20 protein-coding genes are annotated in these 26,615 nt (G+C 69.1%); 13 read left to right on the top strand and 7 right to left on the bottom strand.

Going from position 1 to position 26,615, the window contains the following annotated elements:
- Nucleotides 1–25 precede the first annotated feature (25 nt).
- The 6 genes from RIL96_RS11390 (at nt 26) to RIL96_RS11365 (ending at nt 5,900) form a co-directional block, all read left to right on the top strand.
- Nucleotides 26–1,168 (top strand): ABC transporter substrate-binding protein, encoded by a 1,143-nt coding sequence (locus RIL96_RS11390; RefSeq protein ID WP_310549144.1) that lies wholly within the window; start codon nt 26–28, stop codon nt 1,166–1,168.
- Nucleotides 1,165–2,103, top strand: coding sequence for an ABC transporter permease (locus RIL96_RS11385; RefSeq protein ID WP_310549143.1), 939 nt, complete (start codon nt 1,165–1,167; stop codon nt 2,101–2,103). The genes RIL96_RS11390 and RIL96_RS11385 overlap by 4 nt, the downstream gene beginning before the upstream one ends.
- Nucleotides 2,091–3,065 carry an ABC transporter permease gene (locus RIL96_RS11380; RefSeq protein ID WP_310549142.1) on the top strand — a complete coding sequence of 325 codons (975 nt, stop codon included), beginning with the start codon at nt 2,091–2,093 and terminating at the stop codon, nt 3,063–3,065. Before RIL96_RS11385 ends, RIL96_RS11380 begins: the two co-directional genes overlap by 13 nt.
- A gap of 94 nt (nt 3,066–3,159) precedes the next feature.
- Complete coding sequence (locus RIL96_RS11375; RefSeq protein ID WP_310549141.1) at nt 3,160–4,239, top strand: ABC transporter ATP-binding protein; 1,080 nt, start codon at nt 3,160–3,162, stop codon at nt 4,237–4,239.
- On the top strand, nt 4,236–4,934 hold the full coding sequence (locus RIL96_RS11370; RefSeq protein WP_310549140.1) for an HAD family hydrolase: 699 nt from the start codon (nt 4,236–4,238) through the stop codon (nt 4,932–4,934). Before RIL96_RS11375 ends, RIL96_RS11370 begins: the two co-directional genes overlap by 4 nt.
- Nucleotides 4,935–4,985: 51 nt before the next feature.
- Complete coding sequence (locus tag RIL96_RS11365) at nt 4,986–5,900, top strand: endonuclease/exonuclease/phosphatase family protein (RefSeq protein ID WP_310549139.1); 915 nt, start codon at nt 4,986–4,988, stop codon at nt 5,898–5,900.
- A 272-nt stretch (nt 5,901–6,172) separates the two neighbouring features.
- Here the strand turns inward: RIL96_RS11365 and RIL96_RS11360 are convergent, their stop codons facing one another.
- Both RIL96_RS11360 and RIL96_RS11355 read right to left on the bottom strand, forming a co-directional pair.
- On the bottom strand, nt 6,173–8,101 hold the full coding sequence (locus RIL96_RS11360) for an ABC-F family ATP-binding cassette domain-containing protein (protein WP_310549138.1): 1,929 nt from the start codon (nt 8,099–8,101) through the stop codon (nt 6,173–6,175).
- 113 nt (nt 8,102–8,214) lie between these two features.
- Nucleotides 8,215–9,219, bottom strand: coding sequence for a 4-(cytidine 5'-diphospho)-2-C-methyl-D-erythritol kinase (locus tag RIL96_RS11355; RefSeq protein WP_310549137.1), 1,005 nt, complete (start codon nt 9,217–9,219; stop codon nt 8,215–8,217).
- Nucleotides 9,220–9,361: 142 nt separating this feature from the next.
- On the opposite strand from RIL96_RS11355, the gene RIL96_RS11350 reads away from it, so the two are divergent.
- On the top strand, nt 9,362–9,991 hold the full coding sequence (locus tag RIL96_RS11350) for a Type 1 glutamine amidotransferase-like domain-containing protein (RefSeq protein ID WP_310549136.1): 630 nt from the start codon (nt 9,362–9,364) through the stop codon (nt 9,989–9,991).
- A gap of 1 nt (nt 9,992) precedes the next feature.
- Here the strand turns inward: RIL96_RS11350 and rsmA are convergent, their stop codons facing one another.
- The 4 genes from rsmA to RIL96_RS11330 form a co-directional block, all read right to left on the bottom strand.
- On the bottom strand, nt 9,993–10,856 hold the full coding sequence (gene rsmA, locus RIL96_RS11345; RefSeq protein WP_310549155.1) for a 16S rRNA (adenine(1518)-N(6)/adenine(1519)-N(6))-dimethyltransferase RsmA: 864 nt from the start codon (nt 10,854–10,856) through the stop codon (nt 9,993–9,995).
- 5 nt (nt 10,857–10,861) lie between these two features.
- On the bottom strand, nt 10,862–11,860 hold the full coding sequence (locus RIL96_RS11340) for a TatD family hydrolase (RefSeq protein ID WP_310549135.1): 999 nt from the start codon (nt 11,858–11,860) through the stop codon (nt 10,862–10,864).
- Between the two features lie 2 nt (nt 11,861–11,862).
- The gene (locus tag RIL96_RS11335) at nt 11,863–13,746 is read right to left on the bottom strand and encodes an AMP-dependent synthetase/ligase (protein WP_310549134.1); all 1,884 of its coding nucleotides are present in this window, start codon (nt 13,744–13,746) and stop codon (nt 11,863–11,865) included.
- Nucleotides 13,747–13,870: 124 nt separating this feature from the next.
- Complete coding sequence (locus RIL96_RS11330) at nt 13,871–15,454, bottom strand: dolichyl-phosphate-mannose--protein mannosyltransferase (protein ID WP_310549133.1); 1,584 nt, start codon at nt 15,452–15,454, stop codon at nt 13,871–13,873.
- Nucleotides 15,455–15,502: 48 nt separating this feature from the next.
- On the opposite strand from RIL96_RS11330, the gene rsmI reads away from it, so the two are divergent.
- On the top strand, nt 15,503–16,393 hold the full coding sequence (gene rsmI, locus RIL96_RS11325) for a 16S rRNA (cytidine(1402)-2'-O)-methyltransferase (protein WP_310549132.1): 891 nt from the start codon (nt 15,503–15,505) through the stop codon (nt 16,391–16,393).
- Between the two features lie 322 nt (nt 16,394–16,715).
- Here rsmI and RIL96_RS11320 read toward each other — a convergent pair whose 3' ends face one another.
- Complete coding sequence (locus RIL96_RS11320; protein ID WP_310549131.1) at nt 16,716–18,098, bottom strand: NAD-dependent succinate-semialdehyde dehydrogenase; 1,383 nt, start codon at nt 18,096–18,098, stop codon at nt 16,716–16,718.
- A 187-nt stretch (nt 18,099–18,285) separates the two neighbouring features.
- On the opposite strand from RIL96_RS11320, the gene RIL96_RS11315 reads away from it, so the two are divergent.
- The 5 genes from RIL96_RS11315 to RIL96_RS11295 all read left to right on the top strand — a co-directional run bounded on the left by RIL96_RS11315 (nt 18,286) and on the right by RIL96_RS11295 (nt 26,599).
- Entirely contained in the window at nt 18,286–19,593 is a 1,308-nt protein-coding gene (locus tag RIL96_RS11315; protein WP_310549130.1) for a glycosyltransferase family protein, read from the top strand.
- A gap of 82 nt (nt 19,594–19,675) precedes the next feature.
- Nucleotides 19,676–20,965, top strand: a complete 1,290-nt coding sequence (locus tag RIL96_RS11310; RefSeq protein WP_445482786.1) for a glycosyltransferase family 4 protein — start codon at nt 19,676–19,678, stop codon at nt 20,963–20,965.
- A complete protein-coding gene (locus RIL96_RS11305) occupies nt 20,962–22,212 on the top strand; it encodes a glycosyltransferase family 4 protein (protein ID WP_310549128.1) in 1,251 nt (416 codons plus the stop codon). The genes RIL96_RS11310 and RIL96_RS11305 overlap by 4 nt, the downstream gene beginning before the upstream one ends.
- Complete coding sequence (locus tag RIL96_RS11300; protein WP_310549127.1) at nt 22,209–24,263, top strand: ABC transporter ATP-binding protein; 2,055 nt, start codon at nt 22,209–22,211, stop codon at nt 24,261–24,263. Before RIL96_RS11305 ends, RIL96_RS11300 begins: the two co-directional genes overlap by 4 nt.
- Nucleotides 24,260–26,599: a phosphotransferase gene (locus RIL96_RS11295; protein WP_310549126.1), complete on the top strand. Its 2,340-nt coding sequence runs from the start codon at nt 24,260–24,262 to the stop codon at nt 26,597–26,599. Before RIL96_RS11300 ends, RIL96_RS11295 begins: the two co-directional genes overlap by 4 nt.
- Nucleotides 26,600–26,615 lie beyond the last annotated feature (16 nt).

Genomic DNA, 26,615 nt, shown 5'->3' with positions numbered 1-26,615 from the left:
CCCTCAACTGCGAAGGACCCAGACCGTGAACAGCACCCGCCTGACCCTGACGGCCGGCACCCTGACCGCGCTCGCCCTGACCGTGACCGCCTGCGGCGGCGACGGTGAATCCGACGCCTCCCAGAACTGGCGCGAGGCCACCTCCGTCGAAGACGGCGGCGGCATGGACCAGCTCATCGAAGACGCCCAGGAAGAGGGCCAGTTCAACGCCATGGGCCTCTACGACGACTGGGCCAACTACGGCGGACTGCTGGAGGCCTTCTCCGAGAAGTACGACATCGAGATCAACAACGACACCTCCACCGGCGCCTCTCAGGACCTCATCAATGCCGTGGTCAACCGTCAGGGCCAGGACGACTCCCTGGACTACCTGGACACCGGGATGAGCTTCGCCCAGGACGCCGACGAGGACGAGCTGCTGGCCGAATACGCTCCCGAGACCATCGATGACATCGACGAGGAGTACATCGGCGAGAACGGCACCTGGATCAACCACCTCGGCGGCACGATGGCCATCGGCTGTGACACCTCCCGCATCGACGACTGCCCCACCTCCTTCGAGGACCTGCTCACCGGTGACTACTCCGGGCAGGTCGCCATCCCCTCGGACCCCACCACCGGGGAGACCGGCTTCATGATCGTCCACGCCGCCGCCCTGGCCAACGGGGGCAGCCTGGATGACATCAGCCCCGGCATCGAATTCTTCGACGAGCTCGACGAGGTCGGCAACTTCCTGCCCGTCGAGGCCTCCGCCGGCACGATCGAGACCGGTGAGACGCCCATCATCATCGAGTGGGACTTCAACCTCCAGCCGATCGCCGATGACCTCGCCGAGGACGCCGACATCGACCTGGAGATCACCATCCCCGAGGACGGCGCGGTCTCCTCCTTCTACGCCGCCTCCATCAATGAGGATGCCCCGCATCCGGCGGTGGCACGGCTGTTCTACGAGTTCCTGTTCTCCGACGAAGGCCAGAACCTGCTGCTGGAGGGGTACGTGACCCCGGTCCGCCTCGAGGCGATGATCGATCAGGACACTGTGAACCAGGAGGCCCTGGACGCGCTGCCCGGCGGCACCGAGGCCATCGAGGCTGAGATGCCGGACCTGGACCAGCGCGAGGCCAACCAGGAGGTCGTAGAAGCTGAGTGGTCCGAGGCGCTGCAGTGACCCAGCAGCCCGCTGCGCTGACTGCGCGAGCCCCCTCCTCCGGCGGCGGTTCGGCTCCGCTGCTGAGCCGCCGCCGGTGGGGCGGGGTCGGCCGCGCCCTGCGGTCTCCGGCAGCTTTGGCCATCGCCCCGCTGGGACTGATCATCACGCTGTTCTTCCTGCTGCCGCTGTTCGGTATGACGATGATCGCGTTCACCGTGGACGACGGCGACGGCGGCTCCACTCTCGGCGTGGAGAACTTCTCCGGCCTCGCAGGCGCCCACGCCCGGGCGCTGACGAACTCGGTGCTGGTCTCCCTGGTGGGATCGCTGATCGCCGCCGTCGTCGGAGCCGTCACCGCACTGTGCATCTCCCAGATCCGCTCGAAGCGTCTGGACTCTGTGGTCGCGGTGTTCTCCTCCGTGCTGGCCAACGACGGCGGCGCCCCGCTGGCCTTCTCCTTCATCGTGACGCTGGGGAATACCGGGCTGGTCTACGTGATGCTCAACCTCGGTGACACCGGGTTCACGCTCTACTCCTGGCAGGGCCTGGTCGTGATGTACCAGTACTTCCTGATCCCCACGATGATCATGGTCACCCTGCCGACCTTCGTCGGGCTGCGCAAGGAGTGGACGGAGGCGAACACCGCGCTCGGCGGCTCCGCGTGGACGTTCTGGCGCCGGGTGGGACTGCCGGTAGCCCTGCCGTCGCTGATCGGCGGATGGATCCTGCTCTTCGGTTCGGCCTATGCCACCCACGCCTCCGCGGCGGTGCTGATGGGCTCGGGCGGGTTCCAGCTGATTCCGCTGACCATCGCCTCGCAGCTGAGCTCCGGGACCGGTGGCGGCGGTGAGTCCACGGCGATGGCCCTAGGCGTGACGATGGTCGTCATCGCGGTGGCCACCCTGTTCCTGTTCAGCCGACTGCAGAGAAGGAGCGCGAAGTGGCTGCAGTGAACACGACCTCATCCGAGTCCGAGCAGGCTGGACAGGCCGGGCAGGCCGGGCAGGCTGGTCAGCCTGGACAGCCCGAAGACGCTGGGGACATCCCGGACACCGGGCAGAGCGCCCCGAGCCCCAGCCAGCGCCCCGGCTTCTCCCTCTCCCGTGCCTTGGGTCAGGGCCGCTGGCTGCCGGTCATCGCCGTCGCCGTCTACGTGACGGTGCCGGTGCTCTGCTCGATCATCTACGCCACCTTCCCCGGCGGAACCTTCTCACTGGGCGCCTACTCGGTGCTCACCGAGGACGCCAGCCTGATCCGCGCGATGACCAGGACTCTGCTGATCTCCCTGGTCACCATCGTCACCCTGGTGGCGGTGCTGGTGCCCGCCGTCGTCGCCATCCATCTGTGGGCCCCACGGCTGCGCACCGTATTGGAGATCCTGTGCACTCTGCCGCTGGTGGTCCCGCCTATCGCTTTGGCCGCCGGGCTGGTGGCCCTGCTGCGCTGGGGCGCCCAGCAGGGCCGCGGCTCCGTGCCGAACCAGATCAGCCAGGCGCTGCAGAGCTCGGATCTGCCGCTGATCCTGGTGGGCACCTACGTGGTGCTGTGCCTGCCGTTCACCTTCCGCTCCGTCGACGCCGGGCTGCGCACCATCCCGCTGAAAGCGATGGTGGAGGGCTCTTCCATCCTGGGCTCTTCGATCTGGGGGACCATCTGGCGGGTCGTGCTGCCCAATGTGCGCGGTTCGGTGCTGTTCTCGGTGTTCTTCGCCACCGCCCTGTGCTTCGGGGAGTTCACCGTGGCCGCCACGCTGAACCAGCAGACCGTGCCGGTGTGGCTCTACACCGTCTCCTCCACCGACTTCCGCGCCTCGATCGCCATCGCCGTGCTTCTGAACCTGGTGACCTGGGCGTTGATGCTCATCGCCACGCTCTCGGCCTCCCGCGGGGCGGCGAAGACCCAGGAGCCCGCATGAGATGCAGTGAGTACGCGTCCGACGCCGGCCACCTCCAGGATCTCCGGCACCTCCAGCATCTCCAGCTTCCGACCACCACAGTGAGGAATCACCGATGACTGCACGCAGCAACAGCGTCGTCTTCGACCATGTCACCAAGTCCTTCGGCCCCACCACGGTGCTGGATGACCTGCACCTCGAGCTCAGCGCCGGGGAGCTGGTCACCGTGCTCGGGCCCTCGGGCTGCGGGAAGACCACGGCACTGCGCATCCTCGCCGGATTCGAGAAGCCGACTGCCGGACGGGTGCTCATCTCCGGTGAGGACGTCACTGCCGTCTCACCGAACCGCCGGGAGATCGGCATGGTCTTCCAGGCCTACAGCCTGTTCCCGAATCTCAGCGTGCAGGACAACGTGGAGTACGGTCTGCGCATCCGGCGGGTGCGGCGCGAATACCGGGCACGGCGGGCTGGGGAGCTGCTGGAGATGTGCGGGCTGGCGCATCTGGCCGACCGTTTCCCCCACCAGCTCTCCGGCGGTCAGCAGCAGCGTGTGGCCCTGGCCCGGGCCTTGGCGGTGGAGCCCTCGGTGCTGCTGCTCGATGAACCACTCTCGGCGCTGGACGCCATCGTGCGCTCCCAGATCCGCGATGAGATCCGGCGGCTGCAGCAGCAGCTGGGGATCACCACACTGTTCGTCACCCACGATCAGGAGGAGGCCCTGGCTGTGGCTGACCGTGTGGCCGTGCTCAACGGCGGGGTGATCGAGCAGCTCGACGCACCGCAGACGGTCTATCAGCGCCCGGCGACGGAGTTCGTCGCTCGGTTCGTCGGCAGCATCAGTGAGCTGACGGTGCCGCGTGGGTTCACCCGAGGGCCGGTCACAGAGGTCCGGTCCGACGGCGCTGACTCTGACGCAGATCGGATCTTCGTCCGCCCGGAGGATCTGGACCTGCGTCCACAGCAGGATGGCGCCTACACCGTGGTGTCCCAGGTCTTCACCGGTGAGCGCACGATCATCCGCGCGGCACGGCAGGTGGACGGAGGGGCTGACGAGGGCGGGAACGCGGAGCTGATCGCCTCTGTCTTCGCTTCCCAGGCCCGTCAGTTGGTGCCCGGTACGACGGTGGCGCCGCATCTGACCGACGCCCCGGCGCTGGTGGTCCCGGCGCGCGCCGCAGCAGAGACCGCTGCATGAGCGGCCCCGGTGATGTGGTGCTGCACCTGCGTTCAGGAGCCGATATCCGAGGGGTCCGTGCGGTGGTCTTCGACTGCGACGGGGTGCTCGTGGACTCGGAATCGGTGTGGCTGAGCATGCTGGAGCAATGGCATCTGCGCCGCGGGCTGGACTGCGGTGATCTGGAGCGGTTCGCTGGGCTCACCGCTCATGACACCGCTCGGCAGCTGCTGAGTTCCCAGACCGGGGACGGTGGGGGGTCCCGCGAGGACGTCGGACTGGCGCGCCTGACCGCTGAGCTGAACACGACCTACTCCTCCCTGCTGCATGAGGGCGTGGAGCCGATGCCCGGGGCGGTGGAGCTGGTCACCGAGTTGGCCTGCCGACTGCCCGTTGCCGTAGCCAGCAACGGACGCCGGGTGGATGTGGAATCGATGCTGGGCGCCTTGGGGATCCTTCCGCGGCTGAGTGCGGTGTGCACTGTCGAAGATGTCCCCCACGGCAAGCCGGCGCCGGACCTCTACTTGGCCGCGGCTGAGCGGTTGCAGATCGCGCCGCAGGACTGTGCGGCTTTCGAGGATTCCCCAGCCGGTTCCGCGGCGGCGGAGTCGGCGGGCATGATGGTGTGCGGGGTCAATGAGCGTGCCGACGTCTCGCTGCGTGGGCCGCACCGCCTGGCGAGCCTGACCGAGGTCAGCGCTGATGATGCCGCCTGACGATTCGGCAGAAGATGCCGTCGAGGTCACGAGTGAAGATGAGGTGACGAGATGACCGACTCGCAGCAGCCCAGAACCCTGCGACTGCTCAGCTGGAACCTCTGGTACGGCGGAGAGAAGATGCACGAAGGCGCCGACCGGCAGGCCGAGCTGCTGGCGGCCGAACGTCCCGACGTGGTGTGCCTGCAGGAGTGCTGGGGTGATGCCGCCGCCCGGCTGGGGCGCCGGCTCGGACTGAGTGTGGCTCAGCAGGACTTCGACAATGCGATCCTCAGCCGGTGGCCGGTGCAGCTGCTGAGCACTGACACCGCACCCTACGCCACAGCCGCGGTGGTGTGGACCCCCGAGGCTCCGGTGCTGGTCTGGTCGGTGCATTTGGAGCACACCGATTACGGACCGTACCGGGCCGACGAACTCCCGCGCGGGGCCGAGGCGGTGTTCGCGCAGGAGGGTGAACGGCTTCGGGACGAGCAGGCGGAGAAGATCCTCGAGGTCACGGCCGAGCGTCTGGCCGAGCTGCCCGAGGGGACCGCCGTCGTCGTCGCCGGGGACTTCAATGTTCCCTCCCCGCAGGATTGGAACGGGGGGATGCGTCCGGCCGCGCAGTGGCCGGCGACTGCGCGCATGCTGGAGGCTGGCTTCGTCGACGCGTTCCGCAGCGTGCACCCGGATCCTGTGCTGTCACCGGGGCTGACGTGGTCGCAGATCCACACGCTCAGTGATGAGCCGAGGGACCGGATCGATTTCGTGTTCGTCAACGGCTTTGAGGTCCGTGCGGCTGAGCATCTCGGCGGTGCGGCGGACGATCACGACGCACTGCAGGATGCCGGATTCCGGGAGTACGGCGGCACTGCTCGGCATATCCCTGAACACGAGGAGAACTCCTTCGCCTCGGACCACCTCGCGGTGCAGGTCCAACTGGTGCAGGGGCAACTGGTGCAGGGGCAACTGCGCCTCCGCAGCTGACCCACCCCCTCGAGGGAGAGAATCTGGTCCCGGAACTCGGCGTGTCGCCACCAACTTTGCTCCCTCGATGAGTGGTTCAGGCGGTCCCTTCATCGAGGGAGAGAATCTGGTCTACCCGCCCGGCGTGTCGCAGTCATTTTCTCTCCATCGATGATGGCGGCCTCGGCTCGGGGCGGGTGACTCACGGTAGGCGGCTCAGGGTGTGGCGCCTGCGGGTATGGTGCCTGCGGGCGTGGCGCCTACCGACGCGGGGCACTGAACAGCCGCGCAGGTCAGGAGTCGGCGAGCTCCCCGGCCTCGAGCCAGATCTCTTCCAGCTCGGCCAGTTCCGTGTCGACCTCGGTCAGCTCCGACTGCAGGGCGGTGAGCCGTTCAGTATCGACGGCCTGCCCCGCCTCAGCCATCTGCTCGTGCAGCGCGGCCTGCCGCTCGCTCAGCCGCTGCATCTGCTTCTCCACCCGGTCCATCTGCTTGCGCGCCTGGCGCTTCTCGGCCTCACTGGCCCCACCACCGGCAGCCGACGCGGGCTGAGCCGGCACTCCCCCGGCACGTTCCGGCGCCGCACTCCCCGACCCAGCCGGCCCGGGATCAGCTCCGGCCGCAGCCTCACCCGCAGCACCGGAAGCGCGATGATACGTCTTCCCCGTCGGACCCGGCGCCGCCTCACGACCAGCACGGATCGTCAGATACTGCTCGACGCCGCCGGGCAGGTTCCGCAACGTGCCATCACCGAGCAGCGCCAGCTGGTGGTCGGTCACCCGCTCCAGCAGATAACGGTCATGGCTGACGACGATGAGCGTGCCCGGCCAGCCGTCGAGCAGATCCTCGACAGCAGCGAGGGTGTCAGTGTCGAGGTCATTGGTCGGCTCATCGAGCATCAGCACATTCGGCTCCCCGGTGAGCAGCTTCAGCAGCTGCAGCCGCCGCCGCTCGCCACCGGAGAGATCACCCACCGGCGTCCACTGCCGCGAACGCGGGAACCCCACAGTCTCGAGCAGCTGGCCCGCGCTCATCTCCCGGCCTCCGACGTCGAAGACCGACTTCTCCTCCGTCATCACCTCCTGGACCCGCCGGTGGGCACGGGACTCCAGCTCATGGACCTCCTGGGAGAGGATCGCCGTACGCACCGTCTTGCCCCGTTTGACCCGCCCGGAGTCCGGGGTGATCTGGTCGTCGAGCAGCTTCAGCAGCGTCGATTTCCCGGCACCGTTGACGCCGACGACGCCGACCCGCTCGCCCGGGGCCAGCCGGTAGGTGACGTGATCGAAGATGAGCTTCTCATCGCGCACTTCGGCCTCGACGTCGGCGACGTCAACGGTCAGCGAGACGTCTTCGAGGTCGAGCACATCCTTACCCAGCCGGGCCGTGGCCATCTTCTGCAGCCGCAGCGTGTCACGCGGGGCCGGGACATCGTTGATGAGGGCGTTGGCCGCATCGATGCGGAACTTCGGCTTCGATGTGCGCGCCGGAGCTCCCCGGCGCAGCCAGGCCAGCTCCTTCTTCACCAGCTGCTGACGCTTCTGCTCCTCCACCGCAGCCGCACGGTCGCGCTCGGCCCGGGCCAGCGTGTAGGCGGCATAGCCGCCGTCGAAGGCATCGACCGTCGCATCATGGACCTCCCAGGTCAGCGTGCAGACCTCATCGAGGAACCAGCGGTCGTGGGTGACCACCAGGAACGCGCCGTCGTCGGCCCTCCACCGCCGTTTCAGATGCTCGGCCAGCCAGGCCACGCCTTCGACGTCGAGGTGGTTGGTGGGCTCATCGAGCATCAGCACGTCATCATCGGACATCAGCAGCCGCGCCAGTGCCACCCGGCGCCGCTGGCCGCCGGAGAGCGCACGTACCGGGCGTTCCCAGTCGAGGCCGTCAAGCAGCCCGGCGGCGATGTCGCGCATCTTGGGGTCTGAGGCCCACTCATGGTCCGCCGCCTCACCCACCACGGCCCGGCGCACACTGTGCTCACCGTCGAGCACATCGGACTGGTCCAGGAACCCGACGCTGACGTCATTGCGCCAGGTCACCCGGCCGGAGTCCGGCTCGGCACGCTTGGCCAGCAGCCGCATCAGCGTGGATTTGCCGTCCCCATTGCGCCCGACGATGCCGATCCGATCACCGGCGTCGATGCCGAGGGTGACCTCGTCCAGGACGGTGCGCGTTCCGAAGGTGATGGAGAGCCCTTCGGCTCCGAGCAGATGTGCCATGGGTTAACACTTATCGCAGGAACGGCCCGCACACCGAACCGTGCGGCCCTCAGCCCACGCCCTGACAGGTTCAGCTCCGCAGATTCAAACCCCCAGAGGTTCAACCCGCAGATTCAGCCCCGCACCGGAGACTCCCCCGGACGGTGCGTGAGCAGACGCGCCCCCTGCGCCGGGCCCGTCACCGGAATCGCCCAGGCGGAGGTCCGTTCCTCCAACCGTCCGGCCAGCGCGGCGGCGGACTCGGCATCGCGGGTCAGGAACATCACCGTCGGCCCGGAACCGGAAACCATACCCTGCAGCGCGCCCTCCACCATTCCGACGTCCATCATGTCGTCGAGCACCGGGAGCATGGACACCGCCGGGGCCTGCATGTCATTGGCCATCAGCACCGCCACAGACTCGGCATCACCGGTGCACACCGCCCGGATGAGGTCCTGGTCCAGCTCCGGAGTCTCGGCGACGATGCCGGCCTCCTGTCGCAGCGCATCCAGCCGCGCATAGACCTCCGGGGTGGAGAGTCCCGTGGTGGCCGGCACCACCACCACATGCAGCTCACCGCGGGTCAGCAGCGGAGAGAGCTCATCCCCCACCCCCTGCCCGACGGCGGCACCGCCGAAGATCGCGAAGGGCACATCCGCCCCCAGCTCCGCCCCCAGCTCCGCCAGCTGCTCTTTGGAGTAGCCGGCATCCCACAGCGCCGAACAAGCCACCAGAGCCGCCGCCGCATCGGCGGAGCCGCCGCCCATGCCACCGGCGATCGGCACGTTCTTGGTGATGGTCAGGTCCACGCCGTCGCGGTGGCCGAGCTTCTCCCGCAGCAGCACCGCCGCCCGATGAGCGAGGTTGTTCTCATCCACCGGCACCGGCACGGTGACGGCCTCCCCGGTGCGCCGGTCACGGAACTCGGTCTCCCGGAAGGCCGAACGTTCCGAGAGGGTGACGGTCACCGCGCCATCATCCCTCGGGGAGGCGGTGACCTCCTCATGCAGCGAGACCGCCAGGTAGAGGGTCGCCACCGAGTGGTAGCCGTCCTCACGCTGCGGCCCCACACGCAGGCCCATGTTCACCTTCCCCGGCGCCACTGCGGTGACGTAGCCGAAGAACTCGCTGTCCCTCATCCTGCGGTGCTCCTTCATGACCCGGGTCGGCGGCTCGGTTCTGACTCTATCGCGGGGCTCTGACATGGCTGTTCCACCCCCGGTGTCCCCAGTCTCCGGCCGGTCCACACCGGATGTCACACCTCGGGCGTAGAGTGCTGACATGGACATTCTTCTGCTCTCCCTCGGTGTCAGCGCGGTACCCGCCTTCCTCGAGGAGTCCCTGCCCGATACCGGCGCACCGGTGCGCATCGCCTATATCGACGACGCCGCCGCCCCCTTCGCGGGTGAGGCGTTCGTCGCCGATGAGCGGGACCAGCTCAACCGTCTGGGATACGAACTCCGTGACGTGACCACCAGCCGGATGAGTCCTGCTGACTTCCAGGCCGTCCTGGAGGAGGTCGATGCCCTCTACCTCGCCGGCGGGCACACTTTCGCGCTGCTGCACGCACTGCGCACCTCGGGAGCAGATCAGGTGCTCCTCGAGGCGGTGCGGGGCGGGATGCCCTATATGGGCGCCAGCGCCGGGGCGGTGGTCGCCGGTCCCAGCATCGAACCGATCTGCCTGATGGATGATCCCCGCCAGGTGCCGGAGCTGCAGGACTTCACCGGCCTGGGCCTTGTCGACGACGTCGTCGTTCCCCACGCCGACGGCAACCTGGCGCCGTATCCGGCCGCCGTCATCGGCAAGGTCGTGGAGACCTACGACGCCGACTTCCCCCTGGTGCTGCTCCCTGACGATCACGCCCTGATCTACCGTGACGGAGCACGGCACATGGTGGATTCCCCGTGAGCTAGGGGCGCTGCGCCACAACGGCGGTGATGCGCGTGTAATCCTCCACGGTGAGGGTCTCTCCGCGGGCCTGCGGGGAGACTCCGGCCTGCCGCAGCACCTGTTCGGCCTCGGCTCCGGAGCCGGCGAGGCCGGACAGTGCTGCACGCAGCGTCTTGCGCCGTTGGGCGAAGGCCGCATCGATCACCTCGAAGACCGCCTCCCGGGAGACCTCCAGGCCGAGCCGATCCGCGGCGGTGGCCCGCCGGTCGAACCGGACCAGCCCCGAGGAGATCCGCGGCTCGGGCCAGAACACCCGTCGGCCGACCACTCCGGCCTTGCGCATCGTGGTGTCCCAGGCGGCCTTCACCGAGGGCACACCGTAGACCTTGGACCCCGGGCCGGCGACCAGACGGTCAGCAACCTCCTCCTGGACCATCACCAACCCCCGGTCGAGTTCGGGCAGCTGCTGCAGCAGGTGCAGCACCACCGGGACCGCCACGTTATAGGGCAGGTTCGCCACTAACACCTCAGGGGCATCCAGCTCTTCGGCACCGACCCTGAGGGCGTCAGCCTGCACGACGGCGAGCTGAGCGGCCGATTCCGCCCGGAACGCGGAGACCGTCTCCGGCAGCTGGGCCGCCAAGACCGGGTCGATCTCCACCGCGGTGACCTGCGCGGCCTCGTCCAACAGGCCCAAGGTCAACGATCCCAGGCCCGGCCCCACCTCGAGGACATGTTCCTGCCCGCTGAGTTCCGCAAGACCGACGATCCGGCGGATCGTGTTCGGATCGATCACGAAGTTCTGGCCCCACTGCTTAGTGGGGTGCACGTTCAGCCGGGCCGCCAGCTGGCGGATATGAGCCGCCGAGAGCAGCTCGGGCATCGCACTCACGTCCAGGCCCCATAAGCCTGGACGGTGTTGTACATGACCTGCTGCCCCAGAGATTCCACCGTGGTCTCACGATGTTCGGCCATAAACCGCAGCGTCTGCGGGATGAGATACGGGGCATTCGGCCGCCCCCGATACGGATGCGGAGTGAGGAACGGGGTATCGGTCTCCACCAGGATCAGCTGCGGATCAGCGATCGCCAGCGCCTCCCGCAGGCCTGCGGCATTATTGAACGTCACCGTCCCGGCGAAGGACATATACCAGCCGTTGTCATTGCAGATCCGCGCCAGCTCGGCGTCGCCGGAGAAACAGTGGAAGACGACGGATTCCGGCAGCCGGGGCGCCTCCCGCAGCACGGCGACGACGTCGTCATGGGCATCCCGGTCATGGATCTGCAGCGCAAGAGACCGCTCGACGGCGAGCTCGATGTGCCGGGCGAAGCTCTGCCGCTGAGCGGCGATCCCCTCCTCGCCGGTGCGGAAACGGTCCATACCGCTCTCCCCCACCGCGACGACCTGATCCTCGCCGCTGAGCTCGACGATCCGGGCGAAGGCGTCCTCGAACTCACCGCGCTCCACCAGCTGCGGAGCCTCATTGGGGTGCAGCGCCACTGCGGCCTTCATGCCCCGATGCTCTTGGGCGGCGCGCACGGAGAACTCCGAGGAGGCGACGTCATAACCGACCCCGATCACTCCACTGACACCGACCGCCTGAGCTACAGCCAGCGCCTCAGCCACCTCCACGGTGAGCATCCCGTCCCGGAAGTCCAGATGCGCGTGATTGTCGATCATCGGCACCGGCAGCGGTTCCGGCGCGGGCGGATACTCCAGACGGCGTTTCCGCCGGGAATGCTCCTCCCGGGAATCCCGCACGGGCCCCTCGGCTCCCCCACCGTCGAACTCGCCACCCTCGGCAGCCTCAGCGGCCTCCGGGGACGGGCAGGGCACGTAAGGGGCGGGAGTCTGCCCCGTCACGATCAACGGCCGCTGTGATTCCATGCTCACCCCTGATACAGTCCGTCAACCTGATCGGAGAAGTCCGTCAGCACCTGATGCCGGCGCAGCTTCATCGACGCAGTCATATGACCGGAAGCCTCCGTGAGCTCCGCATCGAGGATCGTGAAGCGCCGCACCGACTCCGCCCGGGAGACAGACGCATTGGCCTCGTCGACTGACCGCTGGATCTGCGCGCGGATCTGCTCGTCGTCGGCGGCCTCGGTCAGGCTGATCTCGGTACGGCCGTTCAGCCGCGCCCAGGAGGCCAGCGCCTCCGGGTCCAGGGTGATCAGCGCACCCACGAACGGCTGACCGTCCCCGACGATCACCACCTGACTGACCAGCGGCTCACGGCGGACCAGCTCCTCCAACGGTGTCGGGTGGACGTTCTTCCCGCCCGCAGTGACGATCAGCTCCTTCTTGCGCCCGGTGATGCGCAGATAGCCGTCCTCATCCAGCGCACCGAGATCTCCAGTGCGGAAGAAGCCCTCCTCATCGAAGGCCTCACGGTTGCGCTGCTCCGCGGCGTGATAGCCGTCGAAGACCACGGGGCCGCGCAGCAGCACCTCGCCGTCCTCGGCGATCCGCACCGTGGACCCCGGCACCGGCAGACCCACCGAACCGATACGGGTGAACCCGGGCAGATTCAATGTCACCGGGGCGGTGGACTCCGTCAGCCCGTACCCCTCCTTCACCGGCACACCCACCCCGGTGAAGAAATGCGCGATCTCCGCATCCAACGAGGACGCCCCGGAGATCATGAACCGCGCCCTGCCACCCAGAGTGGCCCGCAGTTTCGCGTAGACCACCCGGGAGAACACGGCGCGCTGAGCCCGCAACCGCCGTGAGGACCCCTCCCCGCGGCCGGCAGCCGCCTCATCCAGCGCCTGGGAGTAGGCGATGGCGGTGCGCCGGGCAGCTTCGAAGATCCGCCCCTTGCCCTGGGCGTGCGCCTTGGCTGAGGCGGCCTGGTACACCTTCTCGAACACCCGCGGCACACCCAGCAGCCAGGTGGGGCGGAATGAGGCGAGGTCCTGAAGCAACGTGGCGGTGGATGCCGAATGTGCCACCTGGACCCCGGCATGGAGGCACATCAGCTGCACCGCGCGCGCCAGCACATGGGCCAACGGCAGGAACAGCAGAGTCCGCGAGCCGGAGCCGCCGATGATCTCGGTGGCGAACTCGACGATGTTCGCCCCACCCTCAGCCAGGTTCCGGTGGGTGATCCGCGCACCAGCAGGGGTGCCGGTGGTGCCAGAGGTGTAGACCAGGGTGGCGACATCGTCGAGTCCCGCCGCAGTGCGGTAATCCTCGAGCTGAGACTCAGGCACCTGAGCACCGTATGCGGCCAGCGCCGTCAGCGCGGCGTCGTCCCTGATGCTGTGCACTGGCACCTGGACCCCGGCCTCCGAGGCCGCCCAGTCCAGGGTCTGGGCGATGTCCGCCGTGCCGGCCAGCGCCAGGCTGGCCGCAGAGTCGGTGAGGATATGCACGACCTGACTCACCGAGCTCGTCTCATAGATCGGCACCGAGATGCCCCCGGCGAACCAGATCGCCTGGTCCACCACGGCCCAGGGGTAGCTGGTGGGCGACATCACCGCGACGCGGTCACCGGGCTCCACACCGCAAGCGATGAGTCCACGGGCCACCGAGCGGACCTGGGCCAGGAAACGGGCTGCGCTGACGTCGATCCACCCGCCGGCGCCGTTGGGCACCGCATAGACCGGGCAGCTCGGGTCCTGCGCGACGAGGTGGAGCAGGCCATCGGTGACGTTGGCGTCGTCGTCGAGGCTGACCATCTTCGCGGTCGTCGCCTCAGTGATCGCCTTGATCGGCGCATTGCTCGGCTCTGTGGTGGGCTGTGCGGCAGCAGGTGCGGCGGAAGTCACCCGGCCACTATATAACCGGCCCGCTCACCCGCGGAACTCGCCCGTGAACTCGCCCACGGGGCTCACCGACGGGACTCACCCACGGGGTCTGACCTCAGACCATCGCCACGCTGCCGGTCCGCGCTCAGACCCAGGAAGGCAGCCACATCCGCTCGCGCCAGTGCTCATAGTCGATGAGCTCACCGGTCCACAGCGGCCAGAAGTACACCGAGACGGCGACCACGAGCAGCACGAAGCCCAGCACCAGCACCGTATTGCGGCGCGGTGCCGCGCCCACGCGCAGCAGCAGCCCGAGCACGGCGACCACGGCCAGGATCACGAACGGGTGGTAGGCGATCGTGTAGAAGAAGAACATCGTGCGGTCCGGGAAGAGCAGCCACACCGCGAATCCGCCGACGACGCCGGCCAGGATGGCCCCGTAGCGCCAGTCCCGGCGGCCGATCCACAGCAGAAGCACCGTGACCAGCGCGGCAGTGCCGGCCCACCAGAGCAGCGGATTGGCAAGATCGAGGATCGCCGAGGAGCAGCGTTCCACCGTGCAGCCCTCCTCCCCGGCGTCGAAGGACTGGTAGTGGAAGGAGACCGGACGGCCCATGAACAGCCAGGTCCAGGGGGTGGAGGCGTAGTCGTGACCGGAGGCGAGCCCCTGGTGAAACTCTGTGGACATCGCATGGTAGTGCCACAGCGAGCGCAGCCACTCCGGCACGAGGGAAGCCACCCCTTCGGCGGGGTTCTCCGCAGCCCAGTGCCGCCCGTACCCCATGCTTGAGCGCAGCCATCCCGTCCAGGAGGCGAGATAGGTCAGCGCGGCCAGCGGGAGCACGGTGACCGCAGCCCACACGCCGTCGCGGAGCATGGAGGCGGCGAACCAGGGCCGCACGCCCAGTTCCCGCCGGGCCTGTGCCTCCCAGCAGAGGAACATCACGCCGAAGACGGCGAGGAACGCCAGGCCCGAGAGCTTCACCGCGACGGCGGCGCCGAGCAGCACCGCCGCGAGGAACAGCCAGGGCCGGAAGAGGACGACCGGGCCCCAGCGCGTCGTCGTCACGGCGGCGGCCCGCGCGGCCAGCTGGCGTCTGGTGCGGTACCGGTCGGCGAGCAGAGCACCGAAGGCGGCAAGGACGAAGACCATGAGGAAGATGTCCAGCAGCGCGACCCGGCTCATCACCAGGTGGTGGCCGTCCACTGCTGTCAGTGTGCCGGCCACACCGCCGAGCAGCACGGAGCGGAACATCCGCTGGGCGATCAGCGCGACCAGCAGCACGCCCAGTGTCCCGGCGACGGCGGCGGAGATCCGCCACCCCACGGCGGTGTCCTCCCCGACCAGGCGCATCCCAGCGGCGATGAGCCATTTCCCTAAGGGCGGGTGCACCACGTAGTCCCCGGTCATCTGCGGCTGCGGGTCTCCGGCGAGGAACGCCTCATCGGCGTCCTCGGGCCACTCGAGTTCGACCCCGGCCAGCAGCATCGCGTAGGCGTCCTTGGCGTAATAGGTCTCGTCGAAGATCAGCCGATGTGGGAAGCCCAGGTCACGCAGGCGGAGCAGACCGGCGAGGACGGTGACCGCGATCGGCACGAGCCATCCCCAGATCCCGGGGCGGAACGGAACCGCGTGGAGCCGTTCCTGAAGCGCCCGGCGTCGGGCGGCGGCCTCGGCGTCGGGGGCGTCTCGCGTGCCGGTCTCGGCGAGGATCTGGCTGCTGGTCATCGTGGGTATGCTACTTGCCGAAGGTGTCGGCGAGGGGCGAGGTGACCTGTGGAGGACACGAACCAGACCGGTGAGATCCCGGTGATGCCTCCGGGGCTGTGGGATGTGCCGCTGGTGTTGGCCGCCACGCCGATCGGCAACCTCTCCGACACCACCGAGCGGTTGCGCGCGCTGCTGCGCACCGCCGAGGTGATCGCCTGTGAGGACACCCGCCGCACGCGGCAGCTCTGCCAGGCGCTGGGAGTGCGGCCTGCCGGGCAGCTGGTGAGCCTGCACGAGCATAATGAAGCCTCCCGCGCGGCGGAGCTCGTCGTGCAGCTGCAGGGCGGAACGCGGGTGCTGGTGGTCTCCGATGCGGGGATGCCGGCGGTGTCCGACCCTGGGTTCCGACTGGTCTCCGCGGCGGTGGAGGCCGGGGTCGAGGCCACTGTGGCACCGGGGGCTTCAGCCGTGGTGACGGCGTTGGCGCTCTCCGGTCTGGCGACGGACCGGTTCACCTTTGCCGGGTTTCTGCCGCGGCGCGGTGGCCAGCGGCGGCAGCTGATCACGCGGCTGCGCGATGAGGAGTGGACCACTGTGCTCTTTGAGTCCCCGCACCGCACGGCAGCGACTCTGGCTGAGTTAGCCGAGGAGCTGGGCGCCTCGCGCCGTGCCGCGGTCTGCCGCGAGCTGACCAAGAAACACGAGGAGATCCGGCGCGGCACCTTAGGCGAGCTGGCGGCTGAGGCTGCTGAGGAGCCGGTGCGCGGTGAAGTGGTGCTGGTGATCGGTGGGGCCGAGCCGGCCCAGGCGCTGGGCGAGGAGGAGCTGGTGGAGCTGGTGCTGCGGCGGGAATCTTCCGGTGAACGGCTCAAAGACGCGGCCAAAGCTGTGGCGGCAGAGCACGGTGCCACAACCCGGGCCCTCTACGACGCCGCCGTCGTCGCCCGCCGCGGCTGAGTCTCCCCGAGTCTCCCACTGTCCCGACCCCAGTGGCGGGGTTGGACCCTGAGGCCCGGTTGAGTCTCAGCCCCAGAACCCTCATCGAGGGAGAGAAAATTACCGCGACACGCCGAGTTCTGAGACCAGATTCTCTCCCCCGATGGAGCAGGCGCGCGTACTGGACATCGAGGGAGCAAGAATCGCGACGATACGCCGGGCGGGGCGCACACTTTCGCTCCCTCGACGGCGGCGGCTGGCTCCCCTCACCGAGGGAGAGAAACTGGTCACGACACGCCGGGAAACAGGACCAGATTCTCTCCCTCGACGGAGGGCGCCGGGCTCAGGAGCCCTTGGCGTACTTCACCAGGCGCTTATTCACGAACTCTTCCATGCCGTAACGGCCCAGCTCACGGCCGATGCCCGAACGCTTCACCCCACCGAAGGGCAGCTCGGCGGCAGTGCCCGAGCCCTCGTTGAGGTAGACCATGCCGGTCTCCAGGCGCTCGGCCACCTGCTCGGCACGGGCCACGTCAGAGGAATGCACCGAGGCCGAAAGCCCGTAGTCGGAATCATTGGCCAGGGCGACGGCGGCGTCGTCGTCGGCCACCCGGTAGACCATGGCCACCGGTCCGAAGAGCTCCTCCCGGTAGGCGCGCATCTCCTGGGTGAGGCCGGTGAGCATGGTCGGCTCGTACCAGGCCCCGGGGCGGTCAGCGCGCCGCCCACCGGAGTGGACCTTCGCCCCGTGGGAGACGGCGTCCTGGACCTGAGCGTCCAGATCCTCAGCCGCCCGCTCCGAGGACATCGGCCCCATGAACGTGTCCTCCGAGCTCGGATCGCCGAGCTCCACCCCGCGCACGGCCTCCTCCAGCTTCTCCACGAACTCGTCATAGAACTCATCGAGCACGATGATCCGCTTGGCCGCGTTGCAGGCCTGACCGGCGTTGCCCATGCGGGAGGCCAGCGCCCGCTTCACCGCCTGAGGCACCACCTCGCGGTCGAGCACGATGAACGGGTCGTTGCCGCCCAGCTCCAGGACGATCTTCTTCAGGTGCTTGCCGGCGATCTCCGCGACGGCGGCCCCGGCCCGCTCCGAACCGGTCAGTGAGACGCCCTGGACCCGGCGGTCGGGGATGATCTGCTCGGCGACCTGCTCATTCGAGGCATAGACGTTGACGTAGGCGCCCTCGGGCAGGCCCGCCTCACGGAAGATCTCCTCCATCGCCGCGGCGGACTCCGGGCACTGCGGGGCGTGCTTGAGCAGGATGGTGTTGCCGATCATCAGGTTCGGCGCGGCGAACCGGGCCACCTGGTAGTAGGGGAAGTTCCAGGGCATGATCCCCAGCAGCACGCCGTAGGGCTCGTTGCGCACCAGCGCGCGGCCACCCCGGGCCACCGGCACCTCCTCGTCAGCGAGGTACTCCTCACCGTGTTCGGCGTAGTACCGGTAGATCGAGACGACGATCTGCAGCTCGGCCGCAGCCTGCTGCTTCGGCTTGCCCATCTCCCGGGTGATGATCGCCGCGAGCTCCTCGGCGCGCCGCTCGTAGATGTCAGCTACTCGGCTGAGCAGCTGCGCCCGCTGGGACGGTGCCGTCGCCGACCACCCCTGGAGGGCCTTGCCCGCGGCGTCGAGGGCCTGGGCGATCTGCTCGTCGGTGGCGGTCGGGAATTCGCGCTCCACCTCACCGGTGGCGGGGTTCGTCACTGCATATGTGGTCATAGTCTCAAACTAGTGACGTCGGCCCCGCCATGACAAGGCACGACAAGCCCACGGCCACCCAGCGAAACCCGTGCACCACCCCGGATGAGGGCTCTTCTCATCGTCCTCTCATGAACCCTCAGGACACTCTGAGTGAACACCGCACGTCAGCCCGGTGGGAATCCGGGACCGATGAGGAGGGCAGCCGATGAGCATCACCGTGGCGCTGTACTCGCACGACTCCGTCGGGCTCGGCCACGCCCGGCGCAACCGCGCCGTCGCCTATGCCTTGGCCGCCGACCTGCCGCGACTGACCGGCCAGACGGTGGGAGGCCTGCTGATCGCCGGGCATCCCGACGCCGCCGGCGACTCGCTTCCGGAGGGCTGGGACTGGCTGGTCCTGCCCGGATACGCCCGCACCTCCTCCGGCTATGCCTCGCGCCGGATGCACATGGACGTCGACCAGCTCACCGAGATGCGGTCCTCCGCCGTGGCTGCCGCCCTGGAGGCCATCTCCCCGGATCTGTTCATCGCCGACCGCCACCCCTTCGGCGTCGGCGGGGAACTCACTGAGGCGCTGCGCCTGCTGCGGGAGGATCACCGCTGCGCCACTGTGCTGGGGATGCGCGACGTCCTGGACACCCCCTCGGTGGCGGCCGCCGAATGGGAGGCGGTCGGCGGTGCCGAGGCCGTCGCCACGCACTACGACGCGCTCTGGATCTACGGCGACCAGAACGTCTACGACCCGTTGGCCACCGGTGAGATCCCGTCCGCCCTGGCCTCGCGCAGCCGCTCCACCGGTTACCTTTCGCACGGCCGTCCCTCCGACCCGGGTTCACCGGGACACCGGCCCTATGTGCTGACGATGGTCGGCGGCGGGTCCGACGGCGGCCGTCTCGCTCGTGCGGCCGCAGAAGCTGAGATCCCGGCCGGCCACCGGCACCTGATCGTCACCGGCCCGCAGATGCCGCAGGAGGACGTCGCCGTCGTCCGCGCCGCCGCGGGACTCCCCCAGGAATCCGAGGACAGTCCGTTACACGGCGAGATCGGGGAGGCCGGTGAGGACGTCGTCGTGCTGCGCAGCGCGGCCAATGTCCCCGCGCTGGTGGCTGAGGCGTCCGCCGTCGTCTGCATGGGCGGCTACAACTCGGTGGCCGAGGTCATGGCCACCTCCACTCCGGCTCTGGTCGTGCCCCGCAACGCACGGCGTGCCGAGCAGCCTCGGCGGGCAGAAGCCCTGGCCGCTGTGGGTGCAGTGGACACCCTGCCGGCGGAGGAGATCAGCCCGACCCACCTAAGCACCTGGTTCGCCGGAGCAGTGGATCGGCGCGTCGAGCGCAGCGACGTCGACTTGGACGGGCTCACTCGCCTGGGCCGTCTGGCCGCCGAGCTCATCGCCCCCCGGCCCGCCATGTCCTCCGGGCACTTCACAGCCGCCGTATCCGCTGAAAAAGCCGCACTCGCTGAGATCAGCACCACCCGCACCGCACCCTTGGAGGCCTGCTATGTCCGCTGAGCCGCTGCCGCACCGCACCGACGCCTCACCTCTGGCCCATCCGGACGCCGCGCCGGAACCCGTCGTCGGCTACGTGCTGAAGATGTACCCGCGTTTCTCCGAGACATTCGTGGTCTCCGAAATCCTGGCCCGTGAGGCCCAGGGCGAGCGGATCGTCATCTTCTCGCTGCGCCCGACCACTGACACCCACTTCCACCCCGAACTCGCCCGCGTGGCCGCCCCCGTGGTGCACATTCCGCGCCCGACCAGCGCCAACCGGCTCTGGAGCCAGCTGCGCACCGCCGCCGAAGACCCCCGGCTTGCCCGAGGCCTCGCCGAGGCCCTGCCGCAGCTGCTCGAGTTCGGATACGACGACGCCGTCCAGGCCGCCGCGGTCGCCGAGGCGGCGGCTGCCCACGGGGTCACCCATCTGCATGCCCACTTCGCCTCGGTGGCCACAAGTGTGGCCCGGCTCGCCTCGACGATCTCCGGGATCCCCTATTCCTTCACCGCCCACGCCAAGGACATCTTCCACGAGGACACCGATGAGGAGGACCTGCGGGCGAAGTTCGCCGACGCCCATCACGCGGTGACGATCAGCGGCTACAACCTCAACGATCTGCACCGCCGGTTCCCGGAGTCCTCCGGGAAGATCCGCCTGGTCCGCAACGGACTGGAGCTCGAGCGGTTTCCCTTCGTCGCCGAGGACACTCCCGCGCCCGGAGACGCTGCCGCCGCAGCACCCCTGAAGCTCTTGGCGGTCGGCCGTCTGGTGGAGAAGAAGGGGTTCTCCCTGGTCATCGAGGCCACCGCCCGGCTGCGTGCCGCGGGTCTCGACGTCACCGCCGACATCGCCGGTGACGGGCCGCTGGCCGAGGAGCTCGCCGCCCAGATCACCCGCCTCGGACTCCAGGATGCGGTGCGGCTGCTGGGGCCCTGCACCCAGGCCGAGGTCTCGGAGCTCATGGGCAGCCATGATCTCTTCGTCGCCCCGTTCGTGATCGGCGGTGACGGCAACGCCGACGGTCTGCCCACAGTGCTGCTGGAGGCGATGGCCCGCGGGATCATCTGCGTCGCCGCTGATGTCACAGCGGTGGGCGAGGTGGTCCGCACCGGTGAGACCGGCTGGCTGGTGCCCACCGGAGATCTCGATGCGCTGGTCGCCGCCGTCGCCGAGGCCGGCGAGCAGGCTCGGCAGAATCCGGCCGCGCGACAGCGCATGGCCGCAGCGGCCCGCGGGCTCATCGAGGAGCTCTTCGACTCCACCGCTCAGGCGCGCCGACTGCGTGAGCTGACCGGCGGCACCGCGCCCGCCGAGCGGCAGGACACCCCAGGACATACCCCGGGACACACCCCGGCCGTGCAGCCCGTGCCGGAAGGAGCGCTGCGATGAGGATCGCCTATCTGCTCGCCGATCCGGGCATCGGCGTCTTCGACGTCAAGGGCGCCTCGGTCCATGTCCAGGAGATGGTCCGAGCGATGCGTGCCGCTGGTCACCAGGTCACCGTCTACTGCGTCCGCCGCGGAGATAAGAAGGGCCGGGAGTCTGTCCCGGCAGACCTCGCGGACCTTGAGGTCGTCGTCGAAACGGTCGACGGGCCGGGACTGTCTGCGGACCCGCGGGACCGGGAGGAGCGTCTGCATATCGCGGCGCAGCGGCTGAGCGATCGTGCGCTGACCACGCATCATCAGGAGCCCTTCGGCCTGATCTACGAGCGCTACGCCCTGTTCTCTGAGGCCGGGGCGAGGCTCAGCAAGGCGCTGCGGGACGATGAGCTGCCGGCCGATGCCGCCGCAGGGCACAGTGATGACAACCTCGGCGCCCCCACCGTGCCTTTGGTGGTGGAGGTCAATGCGCCGCTGGTCGATGAGCAGCGGGCCCACCGCAGCCTGCATGATGTCACCACTGCACTGGCGACGACGGCGCGCACTCTGGGTGCCGCCGATCTGCTCAGCTGCGTCTCCGCACCGGTGGCTGACTGGGTCCGCCGCACGGTGCCCGAGGCCGCAGAGCGCGCACGAGTGGTGCCCAACGGGGTGAACACGGAGCGGATCCGCCCGGCGGCAACCGTGCGTAAGCGCGACGAGCTGGTCATCGGATTCGTCGGCACGCTCAAACCCTGGCACGGCACGGAGACGCTGCTGCATGCAGCCGCCCGCGGACCGGCGCATTGGCAGGTGGAGATCAGCGGTGACGGCCCGGCACGGAACGAGCTCGAAGAGCTGACCGCCGAGCTCGGCATCGAAGATCGCGTCACGTTCCACGGCGCTGTGAACCCTGAGTCGATCCCGAAGATGCTGCACCGCCTCGACGTCGCCGTCGCCCCCTATCCGGCCCCACAGAATCCGGGGGACCATTATTTCTCTCCGCTGAAGGTCTACGAATACCTCGCTGCGGGACTGGCCGTGGTCGCTTCCGGCGTCGGGGAGCTCCCCGCACTGCTGGGCAAGGGCACACGCGGGCTGACGGTGGCGCCGGGGGATCCGGAGGCGCTGCACGAGACCCTGCTGCGCCTCGATGACGACGCCGCCCTGCGCACCCGGCTGGGCCGTGCCGCCCGCGACGCCGCACAGACCGAGCACAGCTGGCACGCTCGCCTGACTGAACTTCTCACCACCCTGGAGGTGACCCCGGCATGACCAGCACGCTGCACGATTCCGCGCACCGGGACCGCGCCGCCGCCCAGGCCACGGAGGAGATCACCGCCCACCGTGCGCTGCCTGAGACCGGTGCTCACGGCACCCTGCCCGATTCCGGCACCGCCTCTCGTCCCGGCAGGGGACGCCGCCTGGTCTCCGGGATCTCCGACGCCCTGCGTGACTCCTGGCGTGAGCGCCGCAGTTCGGAGGAGGCCACCCGCCGTCGGGAGAAGAGCGCGGCCACCCGCGCCGCCCACCGGGAGGCGCTGGGCCGGACCCTGCGCATGGTGGGACCGTATCTGCGCGAGCACAGTCTGCTGATCGTGCTGGGGTTGCTCGCGCTCATCGGTGACGTGATCTTCCGAGTGCTGGAGCCCTGGCCGGTGAAGGTCGCCGTGGATGCGGTGACCCAGGCCCTGGGCGCCCAGCTCGCCGAGACCACGGGGATGACCGGGGATGTCTCCACCACTTTGGCCATGTGGGCGCTGCTGCTGATGGGCATCGTCGGGGGGCGCGCGGTGTGCAACTACCTCTCGACGATCGCCTTCGCCAAGACCGGAGTGAAAGTGGCCGCCCGGCTGCGGACCCGAGTGTTCGATCACATCCAGCGGCTGTCCATGCGGTACCACTCCCAGGCCTCGGTCGGGGACACCTCGCAGCGGCTGGTCGGGGATATGGGCCGGCTCCAGGAGGTCGCGGTCACCGCGGGGCTGCCGCTGGTGGGCAATGTGCTCACCCTGGTGGTGCTCTTCGTCGTGGTCCTGGTGCTCAACCCGGTGCTTTCGCTGATCGTCTTCGCCACCGCCGGGCTGTACCTGCTGATCTCCAGGCTATCGACGCCGCACATCACCTCTGCGGCACGCTCCACCCGCAAGGGTGAGGGTCAGCTGGTGGGAGATGCCGCAGAGGCTCTGGCCGCGATCCGCGTGGTGCAGGCCTATGGGCTCGAGGACACGGCCGCAGCCGGCTTCGCCGCCGGCAACGAGAAGGCACTGAAGGCGGGGATCCGGGCGCGTCGGCTGGCGGCCCGGCTCGAGCGTTCCACTGATGTGCTAGTGGGGATCTCGACTGCGGTGGTGCTCTTCGTCGGCGGCTGGCAGGTGATGCGCGGGACGATGACCCCCGGTGACATGGTGCTGTTTTTGATGTACTTGAAGATCGCGATGAAGCCGCTGCGCGATATGGCCAAGTACACCGGGCGGATCGCCCGAGCCGCGGCCTCCGGCGAGCGCATCGCAGATCTGCTCGATGAGCCGGTGGAGATCACCGATCCGCCGCGCCCTGAACCGTTGGGCGCGGTCTCCGGTGAGCTGGCCTTCTACCGGGTCACGGCGAAGGATGGGCATGGCCGTGACCTGTTCACCGATCTGAGCCTGCATGTGCCCGCGGGGCAACGGGTCGCACTGCTGGGCCCCTCCGGAGCGGGGAAGTCCACGCTGACCGGGTACCTGCTGCGGCTGGCCGATCCCGATGCCGGGGCGGTGATGCTGGACGGCCATGCCACCACGGCAGTGCGCCTGGAGGAGCTGCGCAGCAACATCTCGGTGCTGCTGCAGGAGTCGGTGCTCTTCGCCGCCACGGTGCGGGAGAACATCCGCTACGGACGTCTCGACGCCGATGACGCCGCTGTGGAGGCTGCCGCACGCCGTGCCGGGGCCCATGAGTTCATCGCAGCCCTCCCGCAGGGGTATGACACCGTCCTGGGCCAGCGCGGGGACACGCTCTCGGGCGGGCAGCGCCAGCGCATCGCCATCGCCCGTGCGCTGGTCCGCAATGCCCCTGTCGTGGTGCTCGACGAGCCGACCACCGGGCTGGACCCGGCCTCGAAGGCTCTGGTGCAGGAATCGATCCAGGAGCTCACCCGCGGGCGCACTACGGTGGCGATCACCCATGACCTCTCCGCAGTGCGCGGTATGGACCGGGTGATCTGGCTGGAGGGCGGGCAGATCCTGGAAGACGGGAACCCCGAGACTCTGCTGGCTGATCCGCACTCCCGCGTGGCCCAGTGGGCCGCCACCCAGGTGGACGCCGTCGACGGGCTGAGCGGATGATTGCCCCGCTGACCCCGGAGCTGGGAGACGATGACGCCCGCGTGGCCTCTGCCCTGCAGCTGCCGGGCGCTGGCCTGCTGCTGGACGATGCCGCGCTGTCGGCGCTGCTGGGCCGGGATGTTCTGGTCACGCACCTGCGCGTCAAGCGCGGACACAGTGCGCTGGCCGCTTGGCGTGAGGCCGGCGATCCGGTCACCGCCGCGCACGGCTGGGTGATGGTGTCCCGGGATGCGGATAAATACGTCAAGATGCACCAGGCGGCCCAACGGGTCGGCGAGACGTTGACCGAACATCAGGTGGACGGTGGATACCTGCTTTCCGGTACCGCGTGGTCTGACCGGGCCTTGGCCCGTCAGCTGCGTTCAGCGGCACGGTTCGTCGATGCCGACAGCCCCTGGCAGGTGCTGCGCTATAACCCGCGACGTCGGCTGGTCGCTGTCGTGTCCTCCGGGGGTGTCGAGCAGGTGCTGCGGGTCTGCGCGGCACCGGTGGCGCGGCAGATTGCCGCGGCCCAGCGCTGGGCGCGGCACGGGGTGCCCGTCTTGGAGCTCTCCGCCCTGGGACACCGCGGCACGGCAGCCGTCTCTCCGCGGTGGGGCGGCGCGGATCTGGAGTCCGTCGAGGATGCGCAGGCCTTCGTGGCCGCCGGTGCGGCCGTCGCCAGGCTGCATGCGGTGCCGGTGGGTGGCGGCGCGGATGTTGAGCTGCTGAATGCGAAACCAGTGGGTGCTGAGCCGGTGGATGCTGGGCTGAGCGATGCCGCTCCGGCCGCGCTGACTGTGGAGCTGGAGGCTGCGGCGCAGGCCGTCGTCGAACTTCTTCCCGATGCCGCTCCGAAGGTGCGCCGGCTGGTCGAGGCTCTGGCGCCGCTGCTGGATTCCTCGATGAACCGTTCCGCACCGGTGGAGCTGCACGGTGACCTCTCCCCCGATCAGGTGCTGCACCGTGCAGACGGCTCGGGTGAGGTGCGGCTGATTGATCTGGACCGCTGCGGGCTCGGCCCCCGCGCCCGGGACCTGGGCTCCTGGATTGCCGCATGCCGCGCCCGCGCTGAGGGCTCTGGGGTGGAGAGCTCGTCGGGCTTCATGACCGAGTACCGCCGCGCTGCTGGCGCCGAGACCCCAGATGAGGCGGAGATCGCCGCCTGGGAGGCCTACGCGCATCTCAGCTCTGCCGCCGATCCGTTCCGCCATCGGCACCGGCAGTGGGCGCAGGCGGTGATGCATCGGCTCACGCTGGCTGAGTCCGCGCTGGCCCAGTCAGCGCTGGCCGCGGCTCAGACGCGCAGCGGTGCGAACACCGTCGCCCTGCCGCCCGTACGCCTGACACAGCGCGGAACACCGTACCGGGTGCGTCGGGCGTGGCCTGGCAGCCGCGGACGGCTGGGAGTGGAGGTGCAGGCCGAGAACGGCGATGAGGCCGGTACTGCGGTGCGAGCCGGCTGGTGGACTCCCGACGGGCTGGAGCTCTTCGCAGCCGGTACGGACCCGAAACTGCCTGGGTTGGCGCTGATCGCCTCCCGCGGGACTGTGATCTCGCACCGGCCCACCAAACGCGCCGTGGTGCGCCATTCAAGCGAGACCGGGGCTCAGTTCACCAAAGTGGTCCGGCCCGGCCGGGCGGCGGGTGTGCTGGAAGGCATCCGGCGGGCTGCCGCCTTCGACGGCCCGTTCCGTACTCCCGAGGTGCTGGCCAGCACGGATGACTCGGTGACCTTCGCTGCCCTGGCCGGGCGGAGCCTGCACGAGGCCCATGCCTTCGACGCCGAGACCTGGCGTACGGCGTGGCAGCAGACCCTGGCCGCGTTGGTCGCCGCTCAGCAGGATGCCCGAATACCTGAGGCTGTGCACACCGCAGAGGACGAAGCGCGGGTGCTGCGTGAGTGGAGTCAGCGATCGGCCTCGCTGCGCGGGGCAGAACCGGGCTTCGAGCAGGCGGTGGCCGCCTGTGCTGAGGAGCTCGAAGCACAATGGGGCCGTCGCCTGGTGCCCAGCCATCGGGATCTGTACGATAAGCAGCTGCTGTTCTGTTCCGATCAGGGGCCGGGGCTGCTCGATGTCGATACCGCCTGCGCGGCTGATGCTGGACTGGATCTCGGCAATCTCAGGGCGCATGCGCAGTGGCGGTGGCGGCAGGGACTGTGGCCGCAGGACTATGCCCGAGTCGTGGAGCAGGCTGTGGATGAGGCTGCCGCCGCGGCGGGGGTTCCGGCGGCGGTGGTGGCGCTCTATAAGCGCTCCGCCCTGCTGAGGCTGCGCTGCGTCTACGCTTTTCGGCCGGCTGATGCGCTCTCCGCGGACCGTCTGGCTCGTGACCTGGCTGCGGCCGGGGCATGACAGAGCTGTTTCTATG

This window comes from Nesterenkonia aerolata (assembly GCF_031470965.1).
In the GTDB taxonomy this organism is placed as follows: Bacteria; Actinomycetota; Actinomycetes; order Actinomycetales; family Micrococcaceae; genus Nesterenkonia; species Nesterenkonia aerolata.
This window is presented reverse-complemented; position numbering and strand designations above follow the sequence as displayed.

What these genes read in the sequence shown, in the direction of transcription:
- RIL96_RS11365 (WP_310549139.1), top strand. Translation starts at nt 4,986, where the DNA reads ATGACCGACTCGCAGCAGCCCAGAACCCTGCGACTGCTCAGCTGGAAC.
- RIL96_RS11355 (WP_310549137.1), bottom strand. Translation starts at nt 9,219, where the DNA reads ATGAGGGACAGCGAGTTCTTCGGCTACGTCACCGCAGTGGCGCCGGGG.
- RIL96_RS11375 (WP_310549141.1), top strand. Translation starts at nt 3,160, where the DNA reads ATGACTGCACGCAGCAACAGCGTCGTCTTCGACCATGTCACCAAGTCC.
- RIL96_RS11350 (WP_310549136.1), top strand. Translation starts at nt 9,362, where the DNA reads ATGGACATTCTTCTGCTCTCCCTCGGTGTCAGCGCGGTACCCGCCTTC.
- RIL96_RS11310 (WP_445482786.1), top strand. Translation starts at nt 19,676, where the DNA reads ATGTACCCGCGTTTCTCCGAGACATTCGTGGTCTCCGAAATCCTGGCC.
- RIL96_RS11300 (WP_310549127.1), top strand. Translation starts at nt 22,209, where the DNA reads ATGACCAGCACGCTGCACGATTCCGCGCACCGGGACCGCGCCGCCGCC.
- RIL96_RS11295 (WP_310549126.1), top strand. Translation starts at nt 24,260, where the DNA reads ATGATTGCCCCGCTGACCCCGGAGCTGGGAGACGATGACGCCCGCGTG.
- RIL96_RS11370 (WP_310549140.1), top strand. Translation starts at nt 4,236, where the DNA reads ATGAGCGGCCCCGGTGATGTGGTGCTGCACCTGCGTTCAGGAGCCGAT.
- RIL96_RS11340 (WP_310549135.1), bottom strand. Translation starts at nt 11,860, where the DNA reads ATGGAATCACAGCGGCCGTTGATCGTGACGGGGCAGACTCCCGCCCCT.
- RIL96_RS11305 (WP_310549128.1), top strand. Translation starts at nt 20,962, where the DNA reads ATGAGGATCGCCTATCTGCTCGCCGATCCGGGCATCGGCGTCTTCGAC.
- RIL96_RS11330 (WP_310549133.1), bottom strand. Translation starts at nt 15,454, where the DNA reads ATGACCAGCAGCCAGATCCTCGCCGAGACCGGCACGCGAGACGCCCCC.
- rsmA (WP_310549155.1), bottom strand. Translation starts at nt 10,856, where the DNA reads ATGCCCGAGCTGCTCTCGGCGGCTCATATCCGCCAGCTGGCGGCCCGG.
- RIL96_RS11320 (WP_310549131.1), bottom strand. Translation starts at nt 18,098, where the DNA reads ATGACCACATATGCAGTGACGAACCCCGCCACCGGTGAGGTGGAGCGC.
- RIL96_RS11360 (WP_310549138.1), bottom strand. Translation starts at nt 8,101, where the DNA reads ATGGCACATCTGCTCGGAGCCGAAGGGCTCTCCATCACCTTCGGAACG.
- RIL96_RS11315 (WP_310549130.1), top strand. Translation starts at nt 18,286, where the DNA reads ATGAGCATCACCGTGGCGCTGTACTCGCACGACTCCGTCGGGCTCGGC.